The sequence below is a fragment of the Salinicola sp. LHM genome, from assembly GCF_034479735.1.
Classification (GTDB): Bacteria; Pseudomonadota; Gammaproteobacteria; order Pseudomonadales; family Halomonadaceae; genus Salinicola; species Salinicola salarius.
Window position 1 is genome coordinate 1,458,130 of sequence record NZ_CP140261.1, and the last position, 13,339, is coordinate 1,471,468.

Sequence of the window (13,339 nt, forward strand, 5' to 3'; positions counted from 1 at the left end):
GAGGCCCATTTGAATGGCCTCTTCGTACAAGGATATCGAAAGATAATGGATGCTTTTCAACTGGCAGTGCTTGCCATCATCCAGGGCTTGACGGAATTTTTGCCCATTTCCTCCTCCGCTCATCTCATTTTACCGTCTCAGCTGTTTGGCTGGTCCGATCAGGGGCTGGCCTTCGATGTCGCCGTCCATATCGGTTCTCTGGGCGCCGTGCTGTTCGCTTTTCGTCAGGAGATCTGGCGTATCCTCCACGCCTGGTTCACCCAGTTCGGCGAGCGTGGGCAGACGCCCGAAAGCCGTCTGGGATGGGCGGTCATCGTCGCAACCGTTCCGGCGGTGATCATCGGTCTGCTGATCGAGGATTGGGTCGAGAGCGCAGGGCGATCGGTGCTGGTCATCGCCACGACGACGATCGTTTTCGGCGTGCTGCTGGGGATTGCCGACAAGCGCGGCAGCCGGGTACGACCGATCGAGAAGATGACGCTCAAGACCGCGCTGCTGATCGGACTGGCTCAGGCCATCGCTCTGATTCCCGGCACTTCGCGTTCGGGCATCACCATGACTGCCGCGCTGATGCTCGGTTTCACACGTCAGGACGCGGCGCGTTTCTCGTTCCTTCTCTCGATCCCGCTGATTCTGGCGGCCGGGTCGCTCAAGGGGCTCGAACTGGTACAGTCCGGTACGCCAACCCAATGGCATGAAATTCTGCTCGGCGTGGCATTGTCGTTCGTGGCCGCCTGGGTCTGCATCAAGCTTTTCCTGGCCGCGCTGGACAGGATCGGCATGATGCCGTTCGTGATCTACCGCCTGTTGCTCGGGGGCGCGCTGTTCGTATGGGCGACGTGAGCGGCAACGTGCCGTTGGTCGTGGTTGGCGAGTCGCTGACCGACCTGGCCGAACGCTATGGGCTGCCCTGGGCGCCGTCGGCGCCGGAGAGCGGGCTGGCCTTGCAGCGCGCCGAGCATGGCCTGGAGATCGCTGGCGACCCCAAGCGCTATGGCCATCCGATACGCGCGGATTTCGTCTCCGGTGCAGCCGCCCATCGCCGCCGCTTCGGTGGCGGTCGCGGCCAGCTCGTCGCCAAGGCCTGTGGTTTCGGCAAGGGCGTGGTGCCCCGGATCGTCGATGCCACCGCCGGCCTTGGGCGGGACGCTTTCGTGCTGGCATCCCTGGGAGCCGAGGTTTTGATGATCGAGCGCGTGGCGGCGGTTCACGCCCTGCTGGATGCCGCATTGACGCAGGCAAAGGCTGACGAGGAAGTCGCCGAGATCGCCGGGCGTCTTTCGCTACGGCACGCCGATAGCGCAATGGCGCTGGCGGAGGCGGTGCGCGACTGGCCGCACGCTCCCCAGGTCGTGCATCTCGATCCGATGTTTCCGCATCGCGAGAAGTCGGCGCTGGTCAAGAAAGAGATGCGCGTCTTTCGCGAACTGGCCGGGGATGACGACGACGCTCCGCGCTTGCTGGAAGCGGCGCTGGATGTCGCCACGCATCGCGTGGTGGTCAAGCGCCCCCGCAAGGCGCCTCCCATCGAGGGGCCGCCGCCGCAGCACGTCATCGAGGGGAAGACGAGTCGCTATGACCTCTATGTGCATCGTTCACTGAAATCTTGAGGCCCGGCTCGGGCGAGTCCGGCTGGCTCCGATGACGCTTGAACAGGATCAGCCAGAGCGCGATCCCGATGAACAGACCGCCGACAGCATGGGCCCAGGTGACCTGCTCGCCGAGAAAGAGCGTGCCCCACAATACCCCGAACATCGGCACCAGCATGGTGACCGTCAGCGGCTTGATCGGCCCCAGCGCTTCGACGAGCCGGAAGTAGAGCAGGTAGGCCAAAGAGGTACAGGCAAGGCCCAGCGCCACGACGGCCCACCAGACGTTGGCCGACGACCAGAGGCGTGTACTGTCGTCCAGCCATAACTGCGCGACCATGAAAGGGCTCAGCAGCAGTGTGGCACCAAGCTGCGATCCCAGGGCGATCAGGCGGGAGTCGAGGCCGCCTCGCTGCGCGATCCAGCCTTTCACCAGGAACCCGCTGAGTCCGTAGCAGCCGGCCGCCACCAGGCAGGCCCCAGCGCCGATCACCAGTCCACCGCTGATCGCCACCGGGCCGGTGCCCACCAGCACACCGACGCCAAGCATTCCCGCCGCAACCCCGATCAGTCGATCTCGTGTCAGTGGTTCATGAAAATGGATGGCGCCGATAACGACACCCATCAACGGTGTCGAGGCGTTGAGCATCGCTGAATAGCCGGCGGGCAGATACTGCGCCGCAATGCAGAACATGCCAAACGGGATGCCGGAATTGATCATGCCGATCGCCAGCGTTGCCTTGAACTTGCCGTCGAAGCGCCAGCTCGTGCGCAGGAGCACCAAGATCATCACCAGTCCCAGTGTCCCCAGAAACACCCGAAAGAAGGCGGTCGGGAACGCCCCTAGTGCTGGCGTTGCGATACGCATGAACAGAAAGCTGGCGCCCCATAGAGCGGATAGCAGCAGCAGGCGGCCAAGCGATGATAATGGCATGTCGAAAGGGTCTCCGAACGTGATCGCGGCTAGCGTAACCGGGTCGTCCGTCGCTGTCTGGTCGTTTTCGGCATTGGTGTCTGGCAATGGGTGCGTAATCGGGTTTGCCGACACGACGCGGTCGGAGAACGGTTCATTGCCGATCGGAGAATTTTGTCGAGATCCCGCAAGACAACTATGCTCAAGGATCAGCGGAACGAATCCGCTGCAATAACCGTGATCAAGGAGCCGAGATGTACGAAGATCAAGTGAAAGGACGCACCGAAGAGCTCAAGGGCCATGCTCAGGAAGCTGTCGGCAGCTTCACCGAAGATGACGACCTGCGTCACGAGGGCAAGGCACGCCAGACTGCGGGGAAGTTGCAGGCCAATTACGGCGAGAAGCTCGACGAAGTCCGTGAAGCTACCGTCAAGAACCCGATCAGCGCGTTGGCGATTGCTGGCGGCGTGGGCGTCTTTCTGGGGATTCTTCTCGGTCGACGTTGAGACCTGCCCCCGAATGGTTTGCCAACAGATGGCTTTCGACCCCGGCACCAGGCCGGGGTCGCCGTTTGAGTTCATCGGCCGCACTCGTCGCTTGAAACGGGCAACGACGCGCGAGCTTTTCGCTATCGGTACACCAGCCAACGGAGCTTGCAGGATCGTGAATGAGACTGGAAAGTGTCTTGCTCGTTACCACATAGGCCGTTCGCTGTGTTGACCCCACTCATTTATCTCGCCGCGGCAGCGGCAGAAATCGCCGGCTGTTTCGCTTTCTGGGCATGGTGGCGGCTGGATCGATCGCCCCTGTGGATGGTTCCCGGCGTCATGAGCCTGATGCTGTTCGCCTGGCTCTTGACCCTGGTGGATAGCGACTACGCCGGCCGCGCTTATGCCGCCTATGGCGGCGTCTATATACTCACGTCGCTATTGTGGCTATGGGTTGTCGAACAGCGCATGCCCGATCGGTGGGACGTGGCCGGTGCGACGATCTGTCTGGTCGGCGCAGGTGTCATACTGTTCGGGCCGCGTGGTTGAGAGGCGCCGGGAGGCATGGCATTGCCCCGACGTTGGCGTTCAATACGGTGGTCACGAGCCGCCACTAAAATCCGCTGACATTTGACGCGAAAAAGTCTTGAGGCCAGTCTCTGACGAGGTCATTATCTGCGGCCTCTCGACGGTCCCCCGTGGATCGGGCGGGGGACCAAGACCGGGGTGGCATCGGGTCGGGGTGCGCTGAAGAGTTGCCCACTTATTTGACAAGCCCTTGACCACTACCGATAAGACCTTATCACTGTTGACTTTTCCCGATCTGGAAGGAATTCATGAGCAAAGTCCTGATTGTTGGTGCCGGCGGCGTCGGTGGTGTCGTGACCCATAAGTGTGCACAGCATCCCGAGGTGTTCAGCGAGATCTGTCTTGCCAGCCGCAACGAAGCCAAGTGCAAGGCGATCGCCGAGCAGTTGCCGCGTCCGATCCAGACCGCCCAGGTCGATGCCGACAGCGTCGAAGCCCTGGTCGCGCTGATCGAGTCGTTCAAGCCGGACATTCTGATCCATGTGGCCCTGCCGTATCAGGACCTGACCATCATGGAAGCCTGCCTGGAGACTGGCGTGCCGTATCTGGATACCGCCAACTACGAGCATCCGGACGAGGCCAAGTTCGAATACAAGGAGCAGTGGGCGTTCCAGGATCGCTATGCCAAGGCGGGCGCGATGGCCACGCTGGGCTGCGGCTTCGATCCGGGCATGACCAACATCTACTGCGCCTATGGTCAGAAGAACCTGTTCGACGAGATCCATCGCATCGACATTCTGGATGCCAACGGTGGCGATCATGGCTATCCGTTCGCGACCAACTTCAACCCGGAGATCAACATTCGCGAGATCACCGCGAATGGCCGTTACTGGGAAAAAGGCGAATGGATCGAGACCGCGCCGCTGGCCGAGAAGCGCAAGTTCGACTTCGACGGCATCGGCGAGAAGGACATGTATCTGCTCTATCACGAAGAGCTCGAATCGCTGTCCCAGAACATCAAGGGACTGGAACGCATTCGGTTCTGGATGACCTTTTCCGAGAAGTACATCACGCATCTGAAGGTGCTCGAGAACGTCGGCATGACCAGCATCGAACCGATCAAGGTCGATGGCGTCGAGATCTCTCCGCTGCAATTCCTCAAGCAGGTACTGCCGGATCCGGCCTCGCTCGGCCCGCGCACCAAGGGCAAGACCAACATCGGCGTCATCCTCGACGGCATCAAGGATGGCAAGCGTCGCAAGGTGTACATCTACAATATCTGCGATCACGAGAAGTGCTACGAGGAAGTCAAATCCCAGGCGATCTCCTACACCACCGGCGTGCCGGCGGTGACGGGCGCGATGCTGATGCTGCAAGGCATCTGGAAAGGCGAGGGCGTGTTCAACGTCGAACAGCTCGACCCCGACCCGTTCATGGAGCGCATCGGCGAGATGGGGCTGCCGTGGCAGATGGTCGAGCTCGACCCCGACCAAGACCCGCTGGCCTGAGCACGAGATGACTGACATTTCCAAGGCCGAAGGCTATCCCTTCGACATCAGCGCTTGCCCGTCACCGGCCTACGTGGTCGACGACGCCTTGCTGCGCCGCAATCTGGAGCTGCTGGGCCGGGTGCAGGCCGACAGTGGCGCCAGGATCCTGCTGGCGCTGAAGGGGTTCGCCATGTGGAACACCTTCCCGCTGGTCAGCCAGTATCTGGTCGGGACCACCGCCAGTGGGCAGGACGAGGCCCGCCTCGGCGCCGAGACGTTCGGCGGCGAGGTGCATGTCTATTCTCCGGCGTTTACCGCGCCGGAAATGGACGTGGTGCTGCGTTACGCCGATCATCTCAGCTTCAATTCGCCGCGTCAGTGGCGCCATTTCCGCGAAACCGTGCAAGCGGCGCCGCGCAAGGTATCGTGCGGGCTGCGCGTCAATCCCGAGCACTCCACCGGCGAGGTCGCGCTCTACGATCCCTGTGCTGCGGGCTCGCGTCTGGGCACGCGGGCGGCGGATCTCTCCCCGGAAGATCTCGTCGGGCTGGAGGGGCTGCATTTTCACGCCCTGTGCGAGCAGAACAGCGATGCGCTGGAAGAGACGCTGGCGGCGTTCGAGGCCAGGTTCGGGCAGTATCTGGGCGGACTTCGCTGGGTAAACTTCGGCGGCGGCCACCACATCACGCGTGCCGACTACGATGTCGAGCGGCTGGTACGGGTGATTCGCGAGTTCCGGTCGCGCTATCCGCATCTGGAGGTCTATCTCGAGCCGGGTGAAGCGATCGCCCTCAACACGGGTTATCTCGTCTGCACCGTGCTGGATATCGTCGAGAACGACGGCCCCATCGCGATTCTGGACACCTCGGCGACGGCGCATATGCCCGACGTGCTGGAGATGCCGTATCGGCCGGAAATCATCGGTGCCGCCAAACCTGGCGAGAAGGCCCACACCTATCGCCTGGGCGGCACGACCTGCCTGGCCGGCGACGTGATCGGCGATTACGCGTTCGATGCGCCGCTCGAGATTGGCGATCGCTTGGTCTTCACCGACATGGCGCACTACACCATGGTCAAGACCACGACGTTCAACGGTATCCGGTTACCGTCGATCTGCCGGATCGACGAAAAGAGCCGGGAGATTCGCACGGTCAAGACCTTCGGCTACGTGGACTACATGCAGCGGCTGAGTTGATCTCGAACGAACGGCACGCCGTACCGACGCCTCGCACCTGAAATGCGGGGCGTTTTTTCATGGCTGGACGGGCGCGTGTTGCGCCGCCGCGAGCGGCGGAGATGACTGGTACTGTGTGATGATATCCAGCAGCTCCTGGCCAAAGCTGGGTAGAACATGATCTTCGCGGATCAGCACGCTGCGTTCCCGGTACGCCCAGGCGTCACTCAAGTGGCGCACGCTCAGTCGCATGTGGTCCCGATAGCGCAAGGCACAGGATTCCGGGAGAATCCCGACGCCGACGCCGGCCTCGATCATGCGGCACGCCGATTCGAAACCGAACACCTGAATCCTGACCGGCAGCGGCTTGCCGAACTCCAGCGCCTTGCTTTCCAGGTAGTGGAAGAGCGTGCTGCCTTCATGCAGCGTGACATGCGGGTAGTCCAGGGCGTCTTCGTAGGTGATTTCCTCTCGCTCGGCCAGGGGGTGGTCGAGCGGGGTCGCCAGTACCAGCCTGTCCCGGCTGAACGGCAGGGTCTTCAGCCGCGAGGGCACGTCGACACCGACCATGATGCCGAGAATACCCATGTCGGCGGTGCCGTCGAGAACGCCGCGAATGATGTCGTTGGTCAGGCGCTCCTGCAGGTCCACGGTGATACCGGGGCGTGACGCGAGGAAATCGGCGAGCACCTCTGGCATGAACTCGATGACGGCCGTCGTGTTGGCGAATATCCGCAGATGGCCGACGGCATCGCTGGCGTAGCCGGAAAATTCGCTCTTGACGCGCTCGACCTGGCGCAGGATGAGGCGCGCATGTTGCAGCAATCGCTCGCCGGCGGGCGTCAGTTCGACCCCTTGGCTGCTGCGGTAGAACAGCCGACTCTCCAGTTGCGCCTCGAGTGACTTGATTCGGCCACTGACCGCCGCCGTCGAGAGATGCGCGCGCTGGGCGCCTGCCGTCAGGCTGTTCTCTTCGGCGACATGAACGAAGATGCGCAGGTCAGCAAGATCGAAATGCATGGGGCGGGTTCCTTCAGCGCTCGGTAGGTCGCGACAGCGACTCGATGATCTTGCACTCGCCGATGGTCTCGGCCCGACAGGCTCCTTCCAGACGATCCAGCTCCTGCTCCAGCGCCTGGAGATCCCGAATGCGGTCGCGGACATGCTCGCGCTGCTGATGGATGATGGCATCCACCTGGTGGCAGGGAGCCTCGCGTTCATCCGAGAGACGCAGCAGCGCTTTGACGTCGTCGAGACCCAGCCCCAGGTGACGACAGCGCCTGATGAAGCGCAAACGGTCCCGTTCGACCGACGAATAGAGCCGATAGCCCGACGCCGTACGCGTGGCGGCGGGCAGCAGATCCGCCTTCTCGTAGTAACGGATGGTGACCGCTTTCACACCGGTCAGCCTGGCAAGCTGGCCGATCGTGTAGGGCTCGGGCGGGGTAGCACAGGCATGATTCATCGGCTTGACTCTATAGCGACTATAACCCCGATCCTATCAAGAGTGATGAATGGGAGTGTAATGATGGATGCCTGCTGCGAAAACAAATCCAGTGAACTGGCCCTGTTGCGTGAGCGTCAGGCAAAGGTGCTTTACGCCGTACTGGCGATCAACGGGCTCATGTTTCTGTTCGAGTTCATCGCCGGCTGGGTCATCGGCTCGACGGCCTTGCTGGGGGATTCGCTCGATATGTTCGGCGATACCACCGTCTACGCGCTGACGCTGTACACGCTGCATCGCAGCGACCGGGAGAGAGCGGCGGCCAGCCTGGTGAAGGGCGGCTTCATGCTGATATTCGGTGTCGCCGTGATCGGCGAGGCCATCTACAAGAGCGTAGCGGGCGCCGCACCCACGGCAGAGGCGATGGGAGTCGTCGGGGTGATTGCACTGATGGCGAACAGCATCTGCTTTTTGATGCTCTATCGCTTTCGCAGCGACTATATCAACATGCGTTCGACCTGGCTTTGCTCGCGCAACGATCTGATCGCCAACACGGGCGTGATCATTGCAGCGGTGCTGGTCGGTGCAACCCAGACGCGCTGGTCGGACGTGGTGGTCGGCCTGATCATTGCCGGACTGTTTTTGCATTCCGCGTGGCGGGTGCTTGGCGAGGCATCACGAGAGTGGCGTGCTTCCGGGCCTCGTGCGGTCAAGGCAGAAGGTGAGGGGAGCGAATCAGTCGCAAAGCGCGATACCTGTCAGCAGTCATCGTGCTGCCGCTGACAGATATTGGCTTATTGCCCAGCGTGAGCCGGCAAGCTTTTTCGGCAATCGTGCAGGCGGCGATCCATCGGGGAGCGGTCAACGTAGCTGGCTGTCTTTGCTACCGCGACGATTGTAATTGGTGCGATGGGTCTGGTGGCGGTCCGCTTCAGCCTGACAGGCGATGCACAGCCGAACGCCAGGTACCGCCTGACGTCGAGCCTCCGGGATTGGCGCCTCGCACGCTTCACAGATCGCCAGGCTGGGGCCGTGGTTTTGCAGTCGTTGGCGGGCTTCCTGAATGCCGTCTTCGACGGTGCTGTCGATCTGCTCCTGCACTGCGCCATCTTTCGCCCAGCCGCTAGCCATGAATGCTCTCCTTTTGAATCCTGTCGGCACGCTCTGGTCTCATCGACCATGGCGCCAGAGGGTCATGTTTCGCAAGGTCGCCATGATACCTGCGCGTAGCGCCGGGGGTCAGTCGACATCGACGAACTCATGGGTCGCCCGAGTGGCATGCTGGTGCGGCGTCTCATGTACACAGATGACGCGACACTTGGCAACGTGCGTCACCTTGTGCGATACGCTGCCGATCATCAGGCCTTTGAACTGTCCTACGCCACGGCTGCCCATCACGATGGCATCGACGCCCAGCCGTTCGGCTTCGGAAACGATAACGCGCGCTGGCGACCCCTGCTTGACGAGGAGATCGAACTCGCCGTTATAGCCGGGGAAGGAGGGGAGGGTATCCAGCGCGGCATCGAGAATGGCGCGGCCTTCCCGGTTGGCAGTCTCTACCGAGGCAGCCTTGATCGCCGCTTCGACACTCAACAATTCGGCGTCGTGCAGCTGTGGGTAGGGATCGCGAACGTTCAACAGGTACAGCTTCCCCTGTACCGGTGCCGCCAACTGGCAGGCGACGTTGAGCGCGATGTGGGAATCCTCGGAACCATCGATAGGGACCAGCAGCGACTTGAACATGGGCACCTCACCGTCGTGAAAGCGTCGAGCGAAAGCGCTCGGGTACCGCCTGGTCTCTTATCGTCGACGCGCGGCGGCTCGCCGACTTGCTTTGCGACTATCAACATATGCCATCCACGAGGAATGTCATAGTGAATAAATGTCGCACGACATGACGCGTCTTGACCGGCCTCGAAGCCCCTAGCGGCCCGTGCCGACATGACGCTGCGTTGCGACATCGTCCAGCCAACTGCGAGGGCCGACGCTGTCGATGACGCGCAGTGACTCGCCACTGCTTTCGGCGGTGAGATGAGCGTCGGTGGCGACCAGCACGGTGCCCGGTTCCAGCAGGGGCAGCACCTTCCGTTTGAAACCCTCCGGCACGATCACCTGATTGACGATGTCGGCCGGCACCGCCTGGCCGGCTTCAGCTTCGTAGCCCGGTACGCCAATCGCAATCCACGTCGGCAGGGGTAGCTTACGCAGATATGCTTCATTCTCTTGAAGGCTCTGCTGCGGGCTCGGGGGCTGGAAATGCCCCTCGACGATATAGGCACGGGTACCCGTCATGATGTCGGGGCGGCCAAGCTCGACGCGCGAGCGTCCGATCTCGACGCCATTGCGATAGACCACGATCATGCGGTCGCTGCGGCTCAATACCATGGAGACCGGGCCTTGGGTGGGCGGATCCATGACCCAGCGCCAGCTGCTTCCACTGGCCAGCATCGGCATATCGATATCGGCACCGGTGTCGGCATCGATGGGGCTCAACGGGCCCGGATGAACGACGGAGACGGGCGCCTGGCCCTCCTGTGCCACGACAACGGTCATGCCGATATTGGAAGCATCGAACAGCAGGCGTGCGAATTCGCTCGGCAGATGAATACAGCCGTGAGACTCGGGATAACCCGGCAGGCCACCGGCATGTAGCGCCACGCCGTCCCAGGTCAGGCGTTGCTGATAAGGCATCGGCGCGTTGCCGTAGAGATTGGAGCGGTGGTCCTTGTCTTTCTGCAGCACGGTAAAGACGCCGGTCGGCGTTTCGTAGCCTTCGCGACCACTGCTGATCGTGGTCGCACCGATCAGAATGCCGTTGCGGTAAACATAGGCGCGCTGTTCGGTCAGGCTGACGATGACGGCCAGCGGTCCGCCGCGCTTGTCGTCGCCGCCCCAGATCCAGGCGCCCGGCGCGAGGTGGTCTACCGGTATGTCGACGGGGCTGGACTGCTTCTCGCCCCAGAAGGGCACCGCGAAGCTCGTTGACGAGACCAGCAGGGCGGCGGTCAGTAGCAGTATGGTTCCAAGACGCGACATGCTGGCTCCCCCAACGGTCTTCTCTTTCTCGATCTCGTGCGTGTTCTCGAGTCGTACGCATTATCAATGTCGTACGCGCTAGCCGGTCTGGCAATCCGCTGGCGCGAATCGGGTCAACGCGAGCTGAGGAAAGTGTCGTCAGGACTTTCGCGATCGTCGATACGGGCCTGAGCGCACTGCGCCAGTGCCGAATGCATCAGCCACTCCCGCTCGGGGTAATAGGAGAAGACGAACTGGCCTTCCTTGAGAACATCGATGACGTCACCAGCGACATCCGGGCGCAGGGCAGGACAGCCCCAACTTCGCCCCAGCCGGCCCTGGCGTTCGCCGCTTTCAGGATCGACGTAATCGGCGCCATGTATCACGATGGCGCGACTCATGGCGGCATCGTTGAAGCCGGGTTCCAGTCCGTCCAGACGCAGCGAGTAGCCGTTCTTGCCTTCATAGGTCTGGCGAGTGACGAACAACCCCAGGCTCGAGGCATGCGAGCCTTCCTCATTGGAGAATCGGTCCGGAATATCGCCGCCCGAGCCTTGGCCGTGCGCCACGACTTCACGGTATAAAAGCTTGTCGTGCTTCAGGTCGAAAACCCACAGACGCGGTGTCAGCGAAGAACGGCTGTAATCGATGACCGCGAGGCGCTGTGCCTGTTCGCCCACGCCGTGGCGCTGCGCGCACTGCATGGTCGCAAGCCCGAGGGCGATGACATCCGGGTCCGCATCCGGAGCGAGACGCTCGAGCGATGTCGCGGTGAGCCGAGACACCGTGCCGGCACGAGCCAGAAGGTCGGATGAGGCTGGTGGTGTCGCCGCGACGGCAGTTGCGGCCAGAATCGACGCCATGCCGCCTACCAGGAAGGACAAGGCAACCGAGCGGGATACCGAAGCCAGTGAGCGGGATACCGAGGTCGGCAGGGGTAGCGAAAAAGAGAGATTGATCATCGAAGCAGGACGAACCGCGCCGCTGGAGGGTCTTCAGCATGCGGGACGATGCGAAGCCAGGCAAGCACTGCGAGGTGGGGTTATGCCACTAAAGTCTAGATGTCATTACTTAGCCTTCTTCGTAAATTGGCGCGGATAACCAAGCCGCGACCGTTATCGGTCCGCCAAACGTACCGATAAAAGCACCTGCCGGATGCCCACAAGGCGTTCTTTCTGCTCCAGGGACCCTAGATGATCACATTCATTGCATCGATCCTGCTATTGATAGTGGGCTACTTCACGTATGGAAAATTCGTGGAACGCGTGTTCGTGACCGACCGCAAGCGCCGCACGCCTGCGTTCACCATGCGCGACAACATCGACTACGTGCCGATGAACACGACGCGCAACTCGTTGATTCAACTGCTCAACATTGCTGGTGTGGGCCCGATTTTCGGTCCTATTCTCGGCGCTCTCTACGGGCCGGTGGCGTTCTTCTGGATCGTGATCGGCTGTATCTTCGCCGGCGCGGTGCACGACTATCTGACGGGCATGATCTCGATCCGCAATCATGGCGCGCATCTGCCGCAATTGGCCGGCAAGTTCCTGGGCAAGGTCATGAAGCACGTCGTCAACGGCTTCGCCATCCTGCTGCTGCTGCTGGTGGGCACCGTGTTCGTGACGTCTCCTGCGGCACTGCTGGCCAACATGACGCCGCTGTCGATCACGCTGATCACCATGGTGATCTTCGCCTACTATCTGCTGGCAACGCTGCTGCCGATCGACAAGATCATCGGGCGCATCTATCCCTACTTCGGTGCGCTGCTGCTGTTCAGCGCGCTGGGCATCGGTCTCGGCATGATCTTCACTGGCGCGCCGATCCCCGAGCTGTCGTTCCAGAACATGCATCCGCAGGGCGCTCCGATCTTCCCGCTGCTGTTTCTGACCATCTCCTGCGGGGCGCTGTCGGGCTTCCACGCTACCCAGACGCCGATCATTTCGCGGACGACCGAGAACGAAGGCAATGGCCGCAAGATCTTCTACGGCATGATGATCACCGAAGGCGTCATCGCGATGATCTGGGCGGCAGCCGCCATGAGTCTGTTCCACGGCGATCAGTCGCTGTCGGACGTGCTGGCGGCTGGCGGCCCGGCGGCAGTGGTCAGCGAAGTTTCCACCACCATGCTGGGCGCCATTGGCGGTACGCTGGCGGTTCTCGGCGTCATCGTGCTGCCGATCACCTCCGGCGACACGGCATTTCGTAGTGCGCGCATGATCATCGCCGACTATCTGAAGATCGATCAGCGTCCGCTGGTGAAGCGTCTGCTCATCGCTGCACCGCTGTTCGTGGTCTCCTACGGGTTGACGCACATGGACTTCACGCTGCTATGGCGCTACTTCTCCTGGGCCAACCAGACCACGGCCGTCATCGCGCTGTGGGTTGCGACCATGTACCTGGTGCTGGCGCGTAAACCGCATCTGATCACGTCGATTCCGGCGACGTTCATGACCATGGCGACCTTTACCTATCTCGCCTATGCACCGATCGGTTTCGGCCTGTCGCTGCAGATGAGTTACGTCGTGGCTGCCATCGGTACGTTGATCTGCATCGCGCTGTTCATGAAGCGCGTACGCCGCCTGAGCGGTGGCCTCTTCGCTATCGACGAACCGGAAGTGCCGACCTTCAAGGATGGCAAGCCGGCCGAAGCGCTGGCGGCCAACTGATTCGACAGGCCGTCTCAGCAGACTGGCTGAAG

General features: G+C 61.9%; 15 protein-coding genes. 8 read left to right on the forward strand and 7 right to left on the reverse strand.

What is annotated here, in order from left to right:
• Positions 1 to 45: 45 nt before the first annotated feature.
• The gene (locus tag R5R73_RS06835; protein WP_322529244.1) at positions 46 to 843 is read left to right on the forward strand and encodes an undecaprenyl-diphosphate phosphatase; all 798 of its coding nucleotides are present in this window, start codon (positions 46 to 48) and stop codon (positions 841 to 843) included.
• Entirely contained in the window at positions 831 to 1,610 is a 780-nt protein-coding gene (locus R5R73_RS06840) for a class I SAM-dependent methyltransferase (protein WP_276232530.1), read from the forward strand. The genes R5R73_RS06835 and R5R73_RS06840 overlap by 13 nt, the downstream gene beginning before the upstream one ends.
• On the opposite strand, the gene R5R73_RS06845 is transcribed toward R5R73_RS06840, so the two are convergent.
• Entirely contained in the window at positions 1,552 to 2,523 is a 972-nt protein-coding gene (locus R5R73_RS06845) for a DMT family transporter (RefSeq protein ID WP_083387177.1), read from the reverse strand. The genes R5R73_RS06840 and R5R73_RS06845 overlap by 59 nt on opposite strands.
• Before the next feature lie 233 nt (positions 2,524 to 2,756).
• Between R5R73_RS06845 and R5R73_RS06850 the strand changes: the two genes are divergently transcribed.
• The 4 genes from R5R73_RS06850 (at position 2,757) to nspC (ending at position 6,203) form a co-directional block, all read left to right on the forward strand.
• The gene (locus R5R73_RS06850; RefSeq protein WP_071230273.1) at positions 2,757 to 3,008 is read left to right on the forward strand and encodes a CsbD family protein; all 252 of its coding nucleotides are present in this window, start codon (positions 2,757 to 2,759) and stop codon (positions 3,006 to 3,008) included.
• 210 nt (positions 3,009 to 3,218) lie between these two features.
• Positions 3,219 to 3,539, forward strand: coding sequence for a YnfA family protein (locus R5R73_RS06855; protein ID WP_416221223.1), 321 nt, complete (start codon positions 3,219 to 3,221; stop codon positions 3,537 to 3,539).
• A 287-nt stretch (positions 3,540 to 3,826) separates the two neighbouring features.
• The gene (locus R5R73_RS06860) at positions 3,827 to 5,026 is read left to right on the forward strand and encodes a saccharopine dehydrogenase family protein (RefSeq protein WP_322529245.1); all 1,200 of its coding nucleotides are present in this window, start codon (positions 3,827 to 3,829) and stop codon (positions 5,024 to 5,026) included.
• Positions 5,027 to 5,033: 7 nt separating this feature from the next.
• Entirely contained in the window at positions 5,034 to 6,203 is a 1,170-nt protein-coding gene (nspC, locus tag R5R73_RS06865; protein WP_322529246.1) for a carboxynorspermidine decarboxylase, read from the forward strand.
• A gap of 57 nt (positions 6,204 to 6,260) precedes the next feature.
• On the opposite strand, the gene R5R73_RS06870 is transcribed toward nspC, so the two are convergent.
• Entirely contained in the window at positions 6,261 to 7,202 is a 942-nt protein-coding gene (locus R5R73_RS06870; protein WP_071230276.1) for a LysR family transcriptional regulator, read from the reverse strand.
• A gap of 13 nt (positions 7,203 to 7,215) precedes the next feature.
• Positions 7,216 to 7,647, reverse strand: a complete 432-nt coding sequence (locus tag R5R73_RS06875) for a MerR family transcriptional regulator (RefSeq protein ID WP_071230277.1) — start codon at positions 7,645 to 7,647, stop codon at positions 7,216 to 7,218.
• 45 nt (positions 7,648 to 7,692) lie between these two features.
• Between R5R73_RS06875 and R5R73_RS06880 the strand changes: the two genes are divergently transcribed.
• The gene (locus R5R73_RS06880) at positions 7,693 to 8,409 is read left to right on the forward strand and encodes a cation diffusion facilitator family transporter (RefSeq protein WP_322529247.1); all 717 of its coding nucleotides are present in this window, start codon (positions 7,693 to 7,695) and stop codon (positions 8,407 to 8,409) included.
• 78 nt (positions 8,410 to 8,487) lie between these two features.
• On the opposite strand, the gene R5R73_RS06885 is transcribed toward R5R73_RS06880, so the two are convergent.
• From R5R73_RS06885 to R5R73_RS06900, 4 genes are all read right to left on the reverse strand, one after another.
• Positions 8,488 to 8,757, reverse strand: a complete 270-nt coding sequence (locus tag R5R73_RS06885) for a DksA/TraR family C4-type zinc finger protein (protein ID WP_071230279.1) — start codon at positions 8,755 to 8,757, stop codon at positions 8,488 to 8,490.
• Between the two features lie 108 nt (positions 8,758 to 8,865).
• Positions 8,866 to 9,369, reverse strand: a complete 504-nt coding sequence (locus R5R73_RS06890; RefSeq protein WP_071230280.1) for a universal stress protein — start codon at positions 9,367 to 9,369, stop codon at positions 8,866 to 8,868.
• A 180-nt stretch (positions 9,370 to 9,549) separates the two neighbouring features.
• A complete protein-coding gene (locus R5R73_RS06895) occupies positions 9,550 to 10,662 on the reverse strand; it encodes a L,D-transpeptidase (protein ID WP_322529248.1) in 1,113 nt (370 codons plus the stop codon).
• Positions 10,663 to 10,775: 113 nt separating this feature from the next.
• The gene (locus R5R73_RS06900; RefSeq protein WP_322529249.1) at positions 10,776 to 11,504 is read right to left on the reverse strand and encodes a murein L,D-transpeptidase catalytic domain family protein; all 729 of its coding nucleotides are present in this window, start codon (positions 11,502 to 11,504) and stop codon (positions 10,776 to 10,778) included.
• A 330-nt stretch (positions 11,505 to 11,834) separates the two neighbouring features.
• Between R5R73_RS06900 and R5R73_RS06905 the strand changes: the two genes are divergently transcribed.
• Positions 11,835 to 13,307: a carbon starvation protein A gene (locus R5R73_RS06905; protein WP_322529250.1), complete on the forward strand. Its 1,473-nt coding sequence runs from the start codon at positions 11,835 to 11,837 to the stop codon at positions 13,305 to 13,307.
• Positions 13,308 to 13,339: the final 32 nt, after the last annotated feature.